The sequence below is a fragment of the Anoxybacillus sp. B2M1 genome, assembly GCF_001634265.1.
Taxonomy (GTDB): Bacteria; Bacillota; Bacilli; order Bacillales; family Anoxybacillaceae; genus Anoxybacteroides; species Anoxybacteroides rupiense.
Genome location: NZ_CP015435.1, coordinates 2,635,001 through 2,652,500, shown reverse-complemented (window position 1 = coordinate 2,652,500; position 17,500 = coordinate 2,635,001). Strand labels below are relative to the sequence as shown.

Sequence of the window (17,500 nt, the reverse complement as noted above, 5' to 3'; positions counted from 1 at the left end):
CACGCACGTTGAAAAGTGCGGGGATGAGGTGTGGGTAGGGGTGAAATGCCAATCGAACTTGGAGATAGCTGGTTCTCCCCGAAATAGCTTTAGGGCTAGCCTCAAGGGAAGAGTCTTGGAGGTAGAGCACTGATTGGGCTAGGGGCCCTCATCGGGTTACCGAACTCAGTCAAACTCCGAATGCCAATGACTTATCCTTGGGAGTCAGACTACGAGTGATAAGATCCGTGGTCAAAAGGGAAACAGCCCAGATCACCAGCTAAGGTCCCAAAGTATACGTTAAGTGGAAAAGGATGTGGAGTTGCTTAGACAACCAGGATGTTGGCTTAGAAGCAGCCACCATTTAAAGAGTGCGTAATAGCTCACTGGTCGAGTGACTCTGCGCCGAAAATGTACCGGGGCTAAACGTATCACCGAAGCTGTGGGATGACTGACGTCATCGGTAGGGGAGCGTTCTAAGGGCGTCGAAGCCAGACCGGAAGGACGGGTGGAGCGCTTAGAAGTGAGAATGCCGGTATGAGTAGCGAAAACAGAGGTGAGAATCCTCTGCACCGAAAGCCTAAGGTTTCCTGAGGAAGGCTCGTCCGCTCAGGGTTAGTCGGGACCTAAGCCGAGGCCGAAAGGCGTAGGCGATGGACAACAGGTAGAGATTCCTGTACCACCTCCTCACCGTTTGAGCAATGGGGGGACGCAGGAAGGTAGGGTGAGCAGGCTGCTGGAATAGCCTGTCCAAGCGGTTAGGCTGCCAGATAGGCAAATCCGTCTGGCGTCCAGGCTGAGCCGTGATGGCGAGGGAATCCAAGTACCGAAGTCCCTGATCCTCCACTGCCAAGAAAAGCCTCTAGCGAGGTGAGAGGTGCCCGTACCGCAAACCGACACAGGTAGGCGAGGAGAGAATCCTAAGGTGCGCGGGAGAACTCTCGTTAAGGAACTCGGCAAAATGACCCCGTAACTTCGGGAGAAGGGGTGCTCTCTTGGGTGTTGAGCCCGAGAGAGCCGCAGTGAAAAGGCCCAAGCGACTGTTTAACAAAAACACAGGTCTCTGCGAAGCCGAAAGGCGAAGTATAGGGGCTGACACCTGCCCGGTGCTGGAAGGTTAAGGGGAGCGCTTAGCTCAAAGCGAAGGTGCGAACCGAAGCCCCAGTAAACGGCGGCCGTAACTATAACGGTCCTAAGGTAGCGAAATTCCTTGTCGGGTAAGTTCCGACCCGCACGAAAGGTGTAACGACTTGGGCACTGTCTCAACGAGAGACCCGGTGAAATTATAGTACCTGTGAAGATGCAGGTTACCCGCGACAGGACGGAAAGACCCCGTGGAGCTTTACTGCAGCCTGATATTGAATTTTGGTACGTCATGTACAGGATAGGTGGGAGACAGAGAAGCCAGGACGCCAGTCTTGGCGGAGTCGCCCTTGGGATACCACCCTTGTCGTACTGAAGTTCTAACCCGCACCCCTGATCGGGGTGGGAGACCGTGTCAGGTGGGCAGTTTGACTGGGGCGGTCGCCTCCCAAAGAGTAACGGAGGCGCCCAAAGGTTCCCTCAGAATGGTTGGAAATCATTCGTAGAGTGTAAAGGCAGAAGGGAGCTTGACTGCGAGACCTACAAGTCGAGCAGGGACGAAAGTCGGGCTTAGTGATCCGGTGGTTCCGCATGGAAGGGCCATCGCTCAACGGATAAAAGCTACCCCGGGGATAACAGGCTTATCTCCCCCAAGAGTCCACATCGACGGGGAGGTTTGGCACCTCGATGTCGGCTCATCGCATCCTGGGGCTGTAGTCGGTCCCAAGGGTTGGGCTGTTCGCCCATTAAAGCGGTACGCGAGCTGGGTTCAGAACGTCGTGAGACAGTTCGGTCCCTATCCGTCGCGGGCGCAGGAAATTTGAGAGGAGCTGTCCTTAGTACGAGAGGACCGGGATGGACGCACCGCTGGTGTACCAGTTGTCCTGCCAAGGGCACCGCTGGGTAGCTATGTGCGGAAGGGATAAGCGCTGAAAGCATCTAAGCGTGAAGCCCCCCTCAAGATGAGATTTCCCATTGCATAAGCAAGTAAGATCCCTCGAAGATGACGAGGTAGATAGGTCCGAGGTGGAAGCGTGGCGACACGTGCAGCTGACGGATACTAATCGATCGAGGACTTAACCAATACGAAAAGGGGAGCAAGCTCGCTTGCATCCATAGGGCGTTCAAGCTTCTGACGGACAAGTCAGGAGACTTGGACAGAAGAAGCGGAAACGACCGTAGGAGGCAGCTTGCGGAACTAGGCAATACGAAAAGTGGAAGCGAGCGCTTAGCGCCGGAAGGAAAATATTCTTCCGACGAGACATGCTTGCATGTCGATGGAGGAAGGTGATTTTCCACGAGGCGCTGCGAGCTGGAACTAGACAATACGAAAAGTGGAGCAAGACATCAAGAAAAGCAAAAGCACTGCCTCCTTTCTTCTCTGATCTGTTATCTAGTTTTGAAGGAACCAAAAAGTTCTTGACATGGGCGAAATGCTCGTTATAATAATACTTGTCTGTTTGAAATAACAAGCCTAGTGACGATGGCGGAGAGGTCACACCCGTTCCCATCCCGAACACGGAAGTTAAGCTCTCCAGCGCCGATGGTAGTTGGGGCTAACGCCCCTGCAAGAGTAGGACGTTGCTAGGCAAACAAACAATAGGACCTGACTAAACGTGACGTTTAGTCAGGTCCTTTGTTTATATATAAATCCAAGTTAATAAACGGACATATATTTCATTCCGTCTCGCAAGTCTGCACGGTCCTTATCGTATCGATTTGACAGCACCACTTCCTTAAGCCACTTCCACCTCCGTTCCATAAGATTGAGAGTAGGCGAGTAAGGCGGCAAGAAGAAAAGTGTCAGCCTGTCTTCGTGTTTAGTCAAAAAAGGACGCAGTGCACGGGCGTGGTGGTAGCGAGCATGGTCCAGCACCAGAATGAGATGCTTTTGCGGATGGCATGGAAGCAAGTATTTCAAGAACTGGTGAAATGTTTGGGTGTTACACGTGTCCGTTTCCATGCAGAATACCTCTCCTTCTTCTGGATTCACCGCGCCAAACAGGTGAAGTGTCGTCTGAGATTCAGAAACCGGCACTTGTTTTTGTTTTCCTTTCGGCTGCCAGGTGGCATGTAGGGTTTGGACATCACGGATAGGGCTTTCATCTTCATATAACAGAACACAGGAGTCGGTCATCACGTTTTTTTATCATGTTCAGCTCACTTTGGAAGTTCTGTTGTTTTTGTTCGTTAGCTTTGATCAGGACATACGTCGGTCGCGTATAGCGAAAGCCGAGTCGATGCACCATGAGGCGAATACCTTCCCTTGACATTCCCATATGAAATCGGTTCATGAGAAAGGTTTGGATCAGTTTCGTATTCCAGTACGACTCTTGCGCAAACCCAAGTTCACATGGTGTTTGTTCACTCACGATGGCGATCCACTCATCTTGTTCTTCCCGAGATAAGTAGGTAGGCTTGTGCGAAGTGAAGTTCCGGCTCAACCACTGATCGAGACCGCCTTCTGAAAACAGACGAACGTATTCGAATACGCTTTTGCGATTCAAACCGAGGCAAGCAGCAACCTCAATGCCCTTGTATCCTTCCATCACCATCCGAATGGAAGCCACTTGCTTGTACTGCCATGTGTGTTTGGATTGTTTTTCTTGTTGGCGTAATGTATCAATGGTCCAGCCGTGTGTCTCTGTAATTTGCCAAGTTTTCATCTTTACCACTCCTGTCCGTCTATCCTATTTTCAGTGTAGACGGCTCAGAGACGAGATAACCGTATGCCCAAAAAAGAACTTGGATTTATATATAAATGATTTGGTGGTCAACGGCCGCTCTACAAACTTTTTTATCATGTACTTATTGTAGTAGAGGCCAAGATCAGAGATCCGGGGACTCATGAATGGATCTCGACAACCGACTGTTGCAAAATACGATCAGTTAGTTAAAGCTAAATACTCATACAATAAAAAAGGGACTTTTTCAAATGTTACAGATAAAAACTTATGGATAAATGGATAGGCTTCGCTCGAATAGGAATGTAGCAATTCACTCCACCATTCTGTTTCGTATCGAGAGATCATGCTTAAGTTATATAATAATAAATAATGAAATATAACCTCCTGTTTTTGAAATATCTCTTCGCGTTGTGTCGGAAGACGATATGTTTTCGTGCTCAAATCAAACATAAACGGTTCATGCTCTAATGATTTTAATTGATCAGTACAAATGGCTTTAATATAATTCCCCTCTATTTCAACAGATTCTTTTTGAATCCAGTGCCATTCTGGAATGACATGGCTTATGAAATGAGAAAATGTCATATGGTAATCGTCTAAAATAGTAACTGGAATGAGGATGCATTGTCGAAAAGGATCGTAATGGACTTTCCTTGATAGCTTAGCCCCATAGTAGACTTCAAACAATTCGTGAAGCTCGCTAATGCGCTTTAATAAAGAACGCATTTGAAATTTTTCTCCAGCCATATGTTTCACATGGAACATTTTTTCAGAAAAATGAGTAAACAATCCGTGCTTTTGAACTTTTACTTCGTCATTGAAAAAATTATAATTTTGTTTTTTTTGCTTTCTTGTTGAAACACCATGCGCTAAAACAGATGATGACATGGGATAATCAGCATCTACAGTAAGAATACAAGCTTTTAAAAGCTGGACCATTCCATAAAATAAAAGGACAGGTTGAATTGAGAGAGGAGCTGTTCGAGCTGTCAGATAAAAGCTTTGACCATGCTGTAAATAATAAAGAAAAGCGTAGCCATTTGCATAACTTTTTTGTTTTGCGTCTTCTCTTCCCGCTTTGGAATAACAACGGTATAACAATTGTTGAACCATGTTTGTAGAATGGAAAGAGGAAAATTTCATCCAAACTTCCTCGCTATGTAACATTGACCATTCCCCTTTCGTTGAAATGATAAAATTGAAAGAAAAATCGAACATTTTCTTGATTCCTTGACAGTATTTTAACCAGTTGTTAAGCTACTAATAATATTTCCGGATGAGGAGGATAAAACATGTGGGAATCTAAATTTGTAAAAGAAGGATTGACCTTTGATGATGTTCTTCTTATTCCTGCAAAATCAGAAGTATTGCCTCGAGATGTAGATGTTAAAACTCAACTTACTCCAACGTTATCGTTAAATATTCCCATTATCAGTGCAGGGATGGATACCGTTACTGAAGCAGAAATGGCGATTGCAATGGCTCGCCAAGGTGGATTAGGAATTATTCATAAAAACATGTCAATCGAACAACAGGCAGAGCAGGTAGACAAAGTTAAGCGTTCAGAACGCGGAGTAATTACTGATCCATTCTTTTTGACTCCAGATCATCAGGTATATGATGCGGAGCACTTGATGGGCAAATATCGCATTTCCGGTGTTCCAATTGTTAATAATGAAACAGAACAAAAGCTGGTCGGCATTATTACCAATCGAGACTTACGTTTTATTCAAGATTACTCCATAAAAATTTCCGATGTCATGACAAAGGAAAACCTAATTACAGCTCCTGTAGGTACTACTTTAGAAGAGGCAGAAAAGATTTTGCAAAAATATAAGGTTGAAAAATTGCCTCTTGTTGACGAAAATGGCGTTTTGAAAGGATTAATCACGATTAAAGACATTGAAAAGGTGATTGAGTTTCCGAACTCAGCAAAGGACGAAAAAGGCCGTTTATTAGTTGGTGCTGCTGTTGGGGTAACAGCTGATACAATGATTCGTGTAAAAAAATTAGTTGAGGCCAATGTGGACGTAATTGTTGTAGATACGGCTCACGGCCATTCAAAAGGTGTTCTTGATACAGTACGAAAAATCCGCGAACAGTATCCGAAGCTAAATATTATTGCAGGAAATGTGGCTACGGCAGAAGCGACAAGAGATTTAATTGAGGCTGGGGCTAATATTATCAAAGTGGGAATTGGACCAGGTTCGATCTGTACGACGCGCGTTGTTGCTGGTGTAGGAGTGCCACAAATCACAGCTATTTATGATTGTGCGACAGAGGCGCGCAAATACGGTGTTCCAATTATTGCAGATGGCGGAATTAAGTATTCAGGCGATATTGTGAAGGCTCTAGCAGCTGGCGCTCATGCCGTAATGCTTGGAAGCCTTTTAGCTGGGGTAACAGAAAGCCCTGGAGAAACCGAAATTTATCAAGGCCGTCGTTTTAAAGTGTACCGTGGAATGGGATCTGTTTCAGCGATGGAAAAAGGAAGTAAGGACCGCTACTTCCAAGAAGATAATAAAAAATTTGTTCCGGAAGGAATCGAAGGCCGTGTGCCTTATAAAGGACCGCTTGCCGATACGATTTATCAACTTGTCGGTGGTTTAAGATCCGGAATGGGCTATTGTGGAACAAAAAATCTAGAAGAATTGCGCGAGAAGTCACAATTTATTCGCATGACAGGTGCAGGATTGCGGGAAAGCCATCCGCATGATGTACAAATCACAAAAGAAGCTCCAAACTATTCCATTTCATAATGATTTGCCTGTTGATGTAACATTAGTAGTTTTTTCAGTGGACAAGCTTTATATGAAACTTATAGCGCGATTGGAAAGAAACCGCTCCATTTTTTGACTGTCAGAGGCAAGTCATAGACTTGCCTTCGTCACGCCAAAGTGTGACAGAGAGACGAGCAACAAATGCATTTATCTGGAAGACGTTGTTGTTCGGCCACCTGACTGTCGAAATCAAATAGTCGCTTAGTCGAAGAAGAAGCGAAAATGTTAGCATGCCAAGTTGCATTTCGATCGCTTGAAGCGGAGGAAGGTTCCTCCGTCTATTTTTTTGCATAGGAGTATGTTACAATAACGTTTGTGTAAGGAGGGTGTAAAGTGAAAAGAAAGAAAAGTATAATAATAGGATTGGTTTTAGTGTTCCTGCTAGCAACGGTTTTTCCATTGAATAAAAAAGTGGAGGCCGCACAGGATCCGATAAATATTGAAGCGGATGCGGCGATACTTGTTGATGCAGGATCAGGAAGAATTTTGTACCAAAAGAATATTGATACCGTTCTTGGAATCGCAAGTATGACAAAAATGATGACAGAATATTTGTTATTAGAAGCAGTGAAACAAAAACGTGTGAAATGGGATCAAGAATATACACCAAGTGATTATGTATACCGTCTGTCACAAGATCGTGATCTATCTAATGTTCCACTAAGAAAAGATGGAAAGTATACCGTTCGTGAGCTTTATGAGGCAATGGCGATCTATTCGGCTAATGCCGCTGCAGTTGCTATCGCTGAAATTGTAGGCGGTTCAGAGGAAAACTTCGTCAAAATGATGAATGAAAAAGCGAAAAAACTGGGGTTACAAGGTTATAAATTTGTCAATGCGACAGGACTAAGCAATCAAGATTTACAAGGATTTCATCCACAAGGGACAGAAGCAAGCGAAGAAAATGTTATGTCAGCTCGTGCTGTTGCTACGTTAGCTTACCATTTACTTAAAGAGTATCCTGAAGTGTTAGAAACCTCGAGCATAACGAAAAAAACATTTAGAGAAGGCACAGACGACCAAATTAAAATGGACAATTGGAACTGGATGCTGCCAGGTCTTGTTTATGGCTATGAGGGAGTAGACGGATTGAAAACAGGATATACAGATTTTGCTGGCTACTGCTTTACAGGAACGGCGGAGAAAAACGGTGTTCGCTTTATTACGGTTGTTATGAATGCAAAAAGCAATGGCAAATCGACCATTAATGCTCGATTCGAGCAAACGAGAAAGCTATTGGATTATGCGTTCAGCAACTATTCATTAAAAGAACTTTATCCAGCAGGGTATCAACAAAAAGGTGACGCTACTTTGCCTGTAACGAAGGGAAAGGAAAAATCAGTAGCTGTTGTCACGAAAAAAACCCTTTCTCTTGTCATAAAAAATGGGGAAGACAAAAACTATAAGCCAGTATATGTGTTTGACAAGAAAAAGCTCAATAAAGATGGAGAGTTAACAGCACCGATCAAAAAAGGCGAAAAAGTTGGATACATGACGGTGCGGTATACGGGAGCTAATGATGATGATTATTTGACACCAAATGGGAAAAGTGCCGTACAGGTAGATGTTGTAGCTAAACAAAGCGTGGAAAAAGCAAATGGATTTGTATTGATGATGAGAGGAATCGGCGGTTTATTCAGCGATATTTGGACAAGTGTGACAAAGACGGTCAAAGGCTGGTTTTAAAAAGCTTCCTCCTCAAGCAGGAGGAGCTTTTTACTTTTTTTATTGTGATTTTAAAAAAAATTGAGGTAAAATAAGAAAATGTAATTAAATTATTTCTTATCGCTTTTCTTTCTTTTTTCATGAAAAAATACGACTACATGAGGTTATTAGGAGGAATCACAAGTGGCTATTACAGGTACAGAGCGTGTCAAACGCGGAATGGCGGAAATGCAAAAAGGCGGCGTTATTATGGATGTGGTAAATGCTGAACAAGCAAAAATCGCAGAAGCTGCTGGAGCTGTAGCGGTTATGGCATTGGAGCGCGTGCCAGCTGATATCCGGGCTGCAGGCGGTGTTGCTCGTATGGCAGATCCAACTGTAGTGGAAGAAGTAATGAAAGCTGTTTCCATTCCGGTAATGGCGAAAGCGCGTATTGGTCATTATGTGGAGGCAAGAGTTCTTGAAGCGTTAGGGGTAGACTATATTGATGAAAGTGAAGTTTTGACTCCTGCTGATGAAGAATTCCATATTGATAAACGCCAATTTACCGTACCATTTGTGTGCGGATGTCGAGATTTAGGGGAGGCAGCTCGTCGGATTGCTGAAGGCGCATCGATGCTGCGGACAAAAGGAGAGCCGGGAACAGGAAATATTGTTGAAGCTGTCCGCCATATGCGCAAAGTGAATGCTCAAGTGCGTAAAGTTGTGAGCATGAGCGAAGATGAGTTGATGACAGAAGCAAAAAATCTCGGCGCTCCGTTCGAAGTGCTGCTTGAGATTAAACGATTAGGCCGGTTACCTGTAGTTAATTTCGCAGCGGGTGGAGTAGCGACTCCTGCGGATGCTGCTTTAATGATGTACTTAGGAGCAGATGGCGTATTTGTAGGGTCTGGTATTTTCAAATCAGAGAATCCGGAGAAATATGCGCGTGCGATTGTTGAAGCAACGACTCATTACGAAGACTATGAACTAATTGCTCATCTTTCTAAAGGGTTAGGCGGGGCGATGAGAGGAATCGATATTTCGTCGTTATTACCTGAACAACGCATGCAAGAACGCGGCTGGTAATCAAGGGAGAAGGTTAAGATGATAAAAATTGGCGTTTTAGGTTTGCAAGGAGCTGTCCGAGAGCACGTTCAGTCGATTGAAGCGTGTGGAGCTGAAGCGGCTGTCATCAAAAAAACGGAGCAGCTTCAAGAAATCGATGGTCTTATTATTCCAGGTGGCGAGAGTACGACGATGCGTCGGCTAATGGATCAATACGGTTTTATAATGCCGTTAAAGGAGTTTGCTGCACAAGGGAAACCCATCTTTGGAACGTGCGCAGGCTTGATTATGTTAGCTAAACGTATTGTTGGATATGATGAACCACACCTTGGTTTAATGGATATTATTGTTGAACGGAATTCATTTGGCCGTCAGCGGGAAAGCTTTGAAGCGGAATTGTCAATTACTGGAGTCGCTGATGATTTTGTTGGTGTCTTTATTCGTGCACCACATATTGTTGAAGTTGGAGAAGAGGTAGAAATTTTAGCAAAGCACGAGGGACGAATAGTCGCTGCGAGACAGGGACAATTTTTAGGATGCTCTTTCCATCCAGAATTAACAGAAGATCATCGAATGACACAGTATTTTATAAATATGGTTAAAGAATCGATGGAATAAAACCATTGCATCTTGCCGAACCTTGTAGTACATTATTTTTATTAAAAGTGAATGAGCGTTAAAGTGATGAAAGGAAATAGTAGCAGGAATGTTTCTCTTCAGAGAATCGGTGGGTGGTGCGAACCGATGGGAAACGCTTGTGAATCCATCCTTGAGCGAAATGCCGAACGCTTGAACGCAAGTAAGCATTTCCGGTGTCAAGCCGTTACCAATTTGAGTGGAAGACATTTTGTCTTCAATTAGGGTGGCAACGCGGGTTACTCTCGTCCCTTGGTTTAATAAGGGGACGAGAGTTTTTTATTTTAGGAGCAAAAAAGGAGGAACAAGAGATGTTAGATTTGAAATTTTTGCGCACGAATTTAGCGGAAGTGAAAGAAAAGCTGAAACATCGTGGTGAAGATTTAACGGATTTTACTCGTTTTGAAGAGCTTGATCAGAAGCGGAGGGAGCTCATTGCTAAAGCAGAGGAGCTAAAAAGTAAACGGAACGAGGTATCTCAACAAATCGCTATTTTAAAGCGGGAAAAGCAAGATGCTGATCATTTGATCACTGAAATGCGTGAAGTTGGCGATCGCATTAAAGTGTTGGATCATGAATTGCGACAAGTCGAAGAGACGTTAGAGATGTTATTGCTTTCGATTCCGAATATTCCACATGAATCTGTGCCGATCGGGGAATCTGAAGAGGATAATGTGGAAATCCGCAAATGGGGAGAACCTCGTGCGTTTTCATTTGAAGCGAAGCCACATTGGGAAATTGCTGATCAGCTTGGCATTTTGGATTTTGAGCGTGCAGCGAAAGTGACAGGAAGCCGATTTGTATTTTATAAAGGATTAGGTGCTCGGTTAGAGCGAGCGCTTATTAGTTTCATGCTTGATCTGCATGTAGAAGAGCATGGATATGAAGAAGTGCTCCCTCCATATATTGTAAATCGTTCTAGCATGACAGGAACAGGTCAATTGCCCAAATTTGAAGAGGATGCGTTTCGAATTGAAAGCGAGGATTATTTTTTAATTCCTACGGCAGAAGTGCCTGTGACTAATCTGCACCGCGACGAAATTTTATCAGCAGAAGACTTGCCGCTCAACTATGTGGCATATAGTGCATGCTTCCGTTCAGAGGCCGGTTCAGCTGGCCGCGATACAAGAGGACTAATTCGCCAGCATCAATTTAACAAAGTGGAGCTTGTGAAATTTGTGAAGCCTGAGGACTCTTATGCGGAGCTAGAAAAATTAACGAGCCATGCTGAGAAGGTGCTTCAGTTGCTAGAACTGCCTTATCGTGTGATGAGCATGTGCACAGGTGATTTAGGATTTACAGCGGCTAAAAAATATGATATCGAAGTTTGGCTCCCAAGCTACGGCACTTACCGCGAAATTTCTTCTTGCAGCAACTTCGAGTCATTCCAAGCGCGCCGTGCTAATATTCGTTTTCGCCGAGATCCAAAAGCGAAACCTGAACACGTTCATACGCTTAATGGATCTGGTTTAGCTATTGGCCGGACAGTGGCCGCTATTTTGGAAAATTATCAGCAAGAGGATGGCACTGTCTTGATTCCAAAAGTGTTGCGTCCTTATATGGGAAATAAAGAAGTCATCCGATAATTATCGGATCAGGAGTAACGGCAAAAATAATAGAAAGATGACTTAAAATGTCGGAGGCAAGTCACTAGCTTGCCTTCCGACTGTGATTTTTTATTGATGCCGTTCGTTTCTATTTACACAGCACAAGGATAGCAAGCAAATGAATTTTGTCTGGTACCACGAATATTTTCTTTATATTTCGAATATGGGGGAAAAGGATGAAAAGTATTGACGGATGTATTTTCGTATGGTAGAGTAATTCTTGTCGATAAGGAGGAGTACCCAAGTCTGGCTGAAGGGGTCGGTCTTGAAAACCGAGAGGCGTCGAGAGGCGCGCGGGGGTTCGAATCCCTCCTCCTCCGCCATCAGTTCGTTTAAAGCACCACTGCGCATAAATGGAGATTGTTATTCGAAACGATTCGTTACTTTATTGTAACGAATTTTTTATTTTGCGCTTTGCCCGCTTTATAAAAAACCGCCTCAGAATAGGCGGTTATCTTTTTAAACAGCGGTATTGATGAAGAATGTGAGCCATTTTTTCGATAATTGGCTCAATGGATTGATCGTCTTCCAATAGATCGTAGTCATTAATATTAATGCGAAGTACAGGGCAGGCATGAAAGCTATTAATCCATTGTTCATAACGATCATACATTTCTTTCCAATATTCTATTGGAGTTTGTTGCTCCATAGGCCGACCGCGCTCTTGAATTCGCCGTAAAATTTCTTCAAAGCTTCCCTCTAAATAAATGACCAAATCTGGGTGAGGAAAATAAGGAGTCATCACCATCGCTTCAAATAAGCTCGTATATGTTTCATAATCGACTTTTGTCATTGTTCCTTTCTCAAAATGCATTTTGGCAAAGATGCCCGTATCCTCATAAATGGAGCGATCTTGCACAAATCCTCCACCATATTCGAAGATTCGTTTTTGTTCTTTGAATCGTTCGGCAAGAAAATAAATTTGCAAGTGGAAGCTCCATCGTTGAAAATCAGCATAAAATTTGTCCAAATATGGGTTTGTATCTACTTTTTCAAAAGAAGTGCGAAACTGTAGTGCTTTGGCAAGAGCTTTCGTCATTGTTGATTTTCCGACGCCGACCGTCCCGGCAATTGTAATGACAGCATCATGCGGAATATGATATTTTTCACGTAAGTTCATTGCAGTTAACTCCTTCTAATCCATTTTTGATTTGTTCAAATATGTAGAGTAAATCTGATTTACGCTGCACAAAATCAAGCTTGTCCCCATCGAAATGTAAAATAGGAATGTGCGGCTTTTCTTTTTTTAACAATTTCATTGTTCGTTCATACGCAATGGATAGTTCATGTAAATACAATGGATCGATATTTTTTTCCATCTTCCTTCCTCTCATCTGGATTCTGTGTAGCAATGTATCGAGACTCGCATTGAGATAGATGATCATATTAGGTTCTGGCATATCATCTGTTAAGATGTGGTATATTTTTAAGTATTTTTGATATTGATCATATCTTAATGTTCTTTCTGCAAAAATGAGGTTTTTTAGAATGTGATAATCAGCCACGACAGGCTTTTGTTTTTTCAGAAAATCGCGATTGATATCTTCTAATTGCTTATAGCGATTGCAGAGAAAGAACATTTCTGTTTGAAAGCTCCACTCTTCAATGTTTTCATAAAATTTCCCGAGAAATGGATTTTCGTCAACGATTTCTTTTAGTAAATGATACTGAAATTGTTCAGAAATAGCTTTGGCTAGCGATGTTTTTCCAACCCCAATCGGTCCCTCTACCGCAATAAACGGTACGATCCCCATGTGACGCCCCTCCTTGATCGTTCAAAGTCTATTTAGACAGACAGGTTTTATTTTAGCATATACAATAAGAGAAAAGGGAGAGATCAATAAAAGAAATAGCACTTGAATATCAAGTGCTTTCTACCTCTTTATAACATTGAAATTATCAGTGATGAGAAGCCAATTTTGTGGGAAATCTAAACCAAGCTTCCAATAGCTAACGCCCCTTAAGCCGAGCTCTTTGACTAAATCAAATTTGGCTTGTATGGAACGAGCATCTTCAAACCATACTTGATGATCGTTTCCGTTTTCGTCCCGATAACGAAAATGAGGGGCTTGTGCTTTTGAATCATATTCGATCGCAGCATGATAACGGTTGGCAAGACGGATTGCTTGTTGCGGACTAATAGCTTGGGCGTATTTCCCCCCAGGAACATATGGAAGCGTCCAATCATAGCCGTATAAATTTTGTCCCATCATAATTTTTGAAGCAGGCATTTCGGTGATCGCATACTCTAATACTTGTCGAACAGGACCGATTGGTGAAACGGGCATTGGCGGTCCGCCGCTATATCCCCATTCATAGGTCATAATCACAACGAAATCAACAATTTGGCCGTGAGCTCTATAATCGTGTGCTTCGTACCAGCGGCCTTTTTGTGTAGCACTTGTTTTTGGAGCAAGAGCGGTTGACATTAACCAACCTTCTCGATTAAATCGTTGTTTAGCTTTACGTAAAAAGGCACTATATGCGTCTCGATCAGCGGGACGTAAATATTCCATGTCGAAATGGATATCACGAAAACCATACCGTTTGGCTGTAGAAACGATGTTTTCAAGAAATCGGTTTTGCAGTGCTTCGTTATTCAAGATAATAGATCCTAATTCATCGCTAAATTGGTCATTTTCAATATTGGTGATTACCATCATTAATGTTACATTATTCGCACGTGCAATAGAAGGAAAGTTATTAAGAAGCGGCTCTTTTAATGTTCCATCTCTTTGAATACGAAAGCTAAATGGGGCGAGGTATGTTAAGTATGGAGCAGCACTCCGCGCACTTTCCTCCAAAACAGGAAGCACGTTCGCCGTCCGCGGTTCGACATATCCATTAAATTCAGCGTTTCTTTTTGGGAGCGGTGGAATATATAAACGCTGTCCAATTTGTAGAGGGGTGTTTATCTGTATACGATTGATTTGAGCAAGCTGTTGCGGTGTTGTTTGAAACTGTCTAGCGATTGACCAAAGGCTGTCTCCTGATTTTATCCAATAAAATCTCCCAACAATCGGAATGACGACGGTTTGGCCCACAACGAGTGAATTTGGCGTTTCAATTTTGTTGGCACGAATAATCTCTTCAGGAGTCGTATTGTAAGCTTGAGCAATTCCCGTCAGAGTTTGTCCTTGCTGTATAACATGAATTTGCATATATTCCCTCCTAGTTGCCTCTTTCCTTCTTCATATTTTATGATTAAGAAAAAAGCGAAATGACGGTTATTTTAGTGAGGGTTTAATCATGAATGATGAGTACTATATGCAGTTAGCGATTGAAGAAGCTAAAAAAGCAGAGAAAATAGGAGAGGTACCGATTGGGGCTATTATTGTAAAAAATGGTGAAATTATTGCAAGCGCTCATAATTTGCGGGAAACTGAGCAACGGGCTGTTGCTCACGCTGAAATATTAGCGATTGATCAAGCGTGTGAGGCGATGGGGTCATGGCGTCTTGAAGACGCGACACTATACGTCACATTAGAACCATGTGCGATGTGCGCCGGAGCGATTGTTCTTTCAAGGATAAAGAGGGTGGTGTTTGGCGCGAGCGATCCAAAAGGAGGATGTGCTGGAACGCTGATGAATTTATTGCAAGAGTCCAGGTTTAACCATCAAACAGAGGTGGTAGGTGGTGTACGGCAAGAAGAATGCGGCCGTATTCTCAGCGATTTTTTCCGACAGCTAAGAATCAGAAAAAAACAGAAAGATGAAAAGACTGGCGAACATTCCAAATAAATTACCATCTGCATTCATTGCTTTTTTTAAAAAAAGACGATATACTTATATTTGCCGTGCTAAGTGGGGAGGTAGCGGTGCCCTGTACTCGCAATCCGCTCTAGCGAGACCGAATTCCTTCCCGAGGTTAGTATGTTGTGAGGTCTGTCTTAAGCAAGTGGTGTTGACGTCTGGGTCCCACGCAATGGGATTCCGTGAACCCTGTCAGGTCCGGAAGGAAGCAGCAGTAAGCGGATGCTCCCATGTGCCGTGGGGGAGCCTGGACTGAGCTAACTGCTTAAGCAACGCTTGGGGCAGCTAATCGACGGAAGGTGCACGGTATACCATACATAAGTCAATCTCACTCTTTACAAAGAGTGGGTTTTTTTATTTTGTTTTGTGTTTTGAAAAACGATTAAGACATTATATAATAAAATAAGATAAGAGAAAAGAGGAGGGCCGTTTTTGTGACATATCAAGCGCTATATCGTGTGTTTCGGCCGCAGTTATTCGCTGATGTTGTCGGTCAGGAGCATGTAACGAAAACATTGCAAAGTGCCCTGCTTCAAAATAAAATATCCCACGCTTATCTTTTTTCTGGTCCACGTGGTACAGGTAAAACAAGCGCTGCGAAAATTTTGGCGAAGGCTGTAAATTGCGAGAGGGCGCCAGTAGCTGAGCCATGTAACGAATGTCCAGCTTGTGTTGGCATCACGAACGGTTCTATTCCAGATGTATTAGAAATTGATGCAGCATCCAATAATGGAGTAGATGAAATTCGGGATATTCGTGAGAAAGTAAAATTTGCACCTACTTCTGTACGATATAAGGTGTATATTGTAGATGAGGTGCATATGCTTTCGATCGGTGCTTTTAACGCATTATTAAAGACGTTAGAAGAGCCTCCAAAGCATGTCATTTTTATTTTAGCGACAACCGAGCCGCATAAAATTCCGCCTACTATTATTTCGCGTTGTCAACGCTTTGATTTTCGTAGAATTCAGCCTCATTCGATCGTTTCGAGATTAAGACAAGTGATCGATGCACAGCATATTAGGGCTTCTGATGAAGCGCTATTTGCAATCGCCCGCGCAGCGGACGGAGGTATGCGCGACGCATTAAGCTTGCTTGATCAAGCCATTTCCTTCAGCGAAGAAGAAGTATTGCTGGAAGATGTGCTTTCGATGACAGGAGCAGTATCTTCTTTTATGTTGACTGATCTTGTCCGAGCTGTTCACCAAAAAAATGTGGCGGAAGCTTTACGGCTTTTAGAGCAATTTATGGATCAGGGAAAGGATTCAAATCGCTTGATCGAGGATTTAATCTTTTATTATCGAGATCTTCTGTTATACAAGACAGCTCCAGATTTAAGCGGCATGATAAGAGAGGTGTTGGTGGATCAGGAGTTTCAGCAGCTTGCGCAAATGATTCCTGTGTCCTCTATTTACGAAACAATCGAAATTTTAAATAAAAGTCAGCAGGAAATGAAATGGACGAATCATCCACGTATTTTTTTAGAAGTTGCTTTAGTCAAGCTTTGTCATCAAGAGCACCAGTCTCCATCATTACCTGCAGCAGAAGACATGCGTCATCTGATAAAGAAAATCGAAAATCTGGAGACAGAGCTGCTTCGTTTGAAAGAACAAGGGATTTCTGCGCCACCTCAAGATTCTGTATCTGTCCAAACGAAAAAAACGACAAAACCATTGAAAACAAGCGGATATAAAACGCCTGTCGGCCGCATTCATGAAATATTAAAGCAGGCCACACACCAAGATTTATTATTAATTAAAAGCCATTGGGCAGAAGTACTCGATATTTTAAAAAAGCAAAATAAAGTATCACATGCTGCTCTATTGCAGGAAAGTGAGCCAGTTGCAGCAAGCCCTCAGGCATTTGTTTTAAAATTTAAATACGAAATTCATTGTAAAATGGCAGCTGATAATACGAACCAAGTAAAGGAAAACGTAGAAGCCATTTTGTTTGATTTGACGCAGCGTCATGTTGAAATGATCGCTGTTCCTGATGAAGAATGGGGAGCGATAAGAGAAGAGTTTATTCGTGAAAAAGGAATGCAAAGAGACAAAGAACCTCGGCGGGAGGAGGATCCGCTTATTGCGGAAGCCAAACGATTGTTTGGAGAAGATTTAATCGAAATTAAAGAATAATCTTAAAGGAGGAATTGATCATGATGCGTGGAATGGGAAACATGCAAAAAATGATGAAGCAAATGCAAAAAATGCAAAAAGATATGCAAAAAGCACAAGAAGAGCTCGCTGAAAAACAAGTAGAGGGA

Annotated in this window: 14 protein-coding genes, 1 tRNA gene, 2 rRNA genes, 1 other RNA gene and 1 other annotated feature (2 of these 19 cut by a window edge); of the genes, 12 read left to right on the top strand and 6 right to left on the bottom strand. The window is 43.0% G+C overall.

Features of this window, described 5'->3' with window-relative positions:
- A 23S ribosomal RNA gene (locus GFC28_RS12975) occupies positions 1-2,146 on the top strand; it begins 783 nt to the left of the window's first position.
- A gap of 389 nt (positions 2,147-2,535) precedes the next feature.
- Positions 2,536-2,652: ribosomal RNA gene (rrf, locus tag GFC28_RS12970) — 5S ribosomal RNA — on the top strand.
- 67 nt (positions 2,653-2,719) lie between these two features.
- On the opposite strand, the gene GFC28_RS18950 is transcribed toward rrf, so the two are convergent.
- From GFC28_RS18950 to GFC28_RS12955, 3 genes are all read right to left on the bottom strand, one after another.
- Positions 2,720-3,199 (bottom strand): IS630 family transposase, encoded by a 480-nt coding sequence (locus GFC28_RS18950; protein WP_044745785.1) that lies wholly within the window; start codon positions 3,197-3,199, stop codon positions 2,720-2,722.
- Entirely contained in the window at positions 3,171-3,728 is a 558-nt protein-coding gene (locus GFC28_RS12960) for a winged helix-turn-helix domain-containing protein (protein WP_044745784.1), read from the bottom strand. The genes GFC28_RS18950 and GFC28_RS12960 overlap by 29 nt, the downstream gene beginning before the upstream one ends.
- A 219-nt stretch (positions 3,729-3,947) precedes the next feature.
- Positions 3,948-4,916: a YaaC family protein gene (locus GFC28_RS12955; protein ID WP_044745786.1), complete on the bottom strand. Its 969-nt coding sequence runs from the start codon at positions 4,914-4,916 to the stop codon at positions 3,948-3,950.
- 125 nt (positions 4,917-5,041) lie between these two features.
- Between GFC28_RS12955 and guaB the strand changes: the two genes are divergently transcribed.
- From guaB to GFC28_RS12925, 6 genes are all read left to right on the top strand, one after another.
- Positions 5,042-6,508, top strand: a complete 1,467-nt coding sequence (gene guaB / locus GFC28_RS12950) for an IMP dehydrogenase (protein WP_044745783.1) — start codon at positions 5,042-5,044, stop codon at positions 6,506-6,508.
- A gap of 399 nt (positions 6,509-6,907) precedes the next feature.
- On the top strand, positions 6,908-8,215 hold the full coding sequence (locus GFC28_RS12945; protein WP_369818778.1) for a serine hydrolase: 1,308 nt from the start codon (positions 6,908-6,910) through the stop codon (positions 8,213-8,215).
- Positions 8,216-8,377: 162 nt separating this feature from the next.
- Complete coding sequence (gene pdxS / locus GFC28_RS12940) at positions 8,378-9,262, top strand: pyridoxal 5'-phosphate synthase lyase subunit PdxS (protein WP_044745781.1); 885 nt, start codon at positions 8,378-8,380, stop codon at positions 9,260-9,262.
- An 18-nt stretch (positions 9,263-9,280) separates the two neighbouring features.
- A complete protein-coding gene (gene pdxT / locus GFC28_RS12935; RefSeq protein WP_044745780.1) occupies positions 9,281-9,859 on the top strand; it encodes a pyridoxal 5'-phosphate synthase glutaminase subunit PdxT in 579 nt (192 codons plus the stop codon).
- 57 nt (positions 9,860-9,916) lie between these two features.
- Positions 9,917-10,133, top strand: a binding site (T-box leader).
- 55 nt (positions 10,134-10,188) lie between these two features.
- Positions 10,189-11,463 (top strand): serine--tRNA ligase, encoded by a 1,275-nt coding sequence (gene serS / locus GFC28_RS12930; RefSeq protein ID WP_044745779.1) that lies wholly within the window; start codon positions 10,189-10,191, stop codon positions 11,461-11,463.
- Between the two features lie 251 nt (positions 11,464-11,714).
- A tRNA-Ser gene (locus GFC28_RS12925) sits at positions 11,715-11,807 on the top strand.
- A 128-nt stretch (positions 11,808-11,935) separates the two neighbouring features.
- On the opposite strand, the gene GFC28_RS12920 is transcribed toward GFC28_RS12925, so the two are convergent.
- The 3 genes from GFC28_RS12920 to GFC28_RS12910 form a co-directional block, all read right to left on the bottom strand.
- The gene (locus GFC28_RS12920; RefSeq protein WP_044745778.1) at positions 11,936-12,604 is read right to left on the bottom strand and encodes a deoxynucleoside kinase; all 669 of its coding nucleotides are present in this window, start codon (positions 12,602-12,604) and stop codon (positions 11,936-11,938) included.
- Positions 12,591-13,238: a deoxynucleoside kinase gene (locus tag GFC28_RS12915; RefSeq protein ID WP_044745777.1), complete on the bottom strand. Its 648-nt coding sequence runs from the start codon at positions 13,236-13,238 to the stop codon at positions 12,591-12,593. The genes GFC28_RS12920 and GFC28_RS12915 overlap by 14 nt, the downstream gene beginning before the upstream one ends.
- A gap of 120 nt (positions 13,239-13,358) precedes the next feature.
- Positions 13,359-14,645, bottom strand: coding sequence for a glycoside hydrolase family 18 protein (locus tag GFC28_RS12910; RefSeq protein ID WP_044745776.1), 1,287 nt, complete (start codon positions 14,643-14,645; stop codon positions 13,359-13,361).
- An 85-nt stretch (positions 14,646-14,730) separates the two neighbouring features.
- Between GFC28_RS12910 and tadA the strand changes: the two genes are divergently transcribed.
- The 4 genes from tadA to GFC28_RS12890 form a co-directional block, all read left to right on the top strand.
- On the top strand, positions 14,731-15,225 hold the full coding sequence (gene tadA / locus GFC28_RS12905; RefSeq protein ID WP_442854562.1) for a tRNA adenosine(34) deaminase TadA: 495 nt from the start codon (positions 14,731-14,733) through the stop codon (positions 15,223-15,225).
- A 54-nt stretch (positions 15,226-15,279) separates the two neighbouring features.
- Positions 15,280-15,544: signal recognition particle sRNA large type (gene ffs / locus GFC28_RS12900), an RNA gene on the top strand.
- 127 nt (positions 15,545-15,671) lie between these two features.
- Positions 15,672-17,372: a DNA polymerase III subunit gamma/tau gene (gene dnaX, locus GFC28_RS12895; protein ID WP_044745774.1), complete on the top strand. Its 1,701-nt coding sequence runs from the start codon at positions 15,672-15,674 to the stop codon at positions 17,370-17,372.
- Between the two features lie 20 nt (positions 17,373-17,392).
- On the top strand, positions 17,393-17,500 hold the 5' end (the start) of the coding sequence (locus GFC28_RS12890; protein ID WP_044745773.1) for a YbaB/EbfC family nucleoid-associated protein. 216 nt of this gene lie beyond the right edge of the window; the window shows 108 of its 324 coding nt (coding positions 1-108); its start codon is at positions 17,393-17,395; its stop codon lies off the right edge, out of view.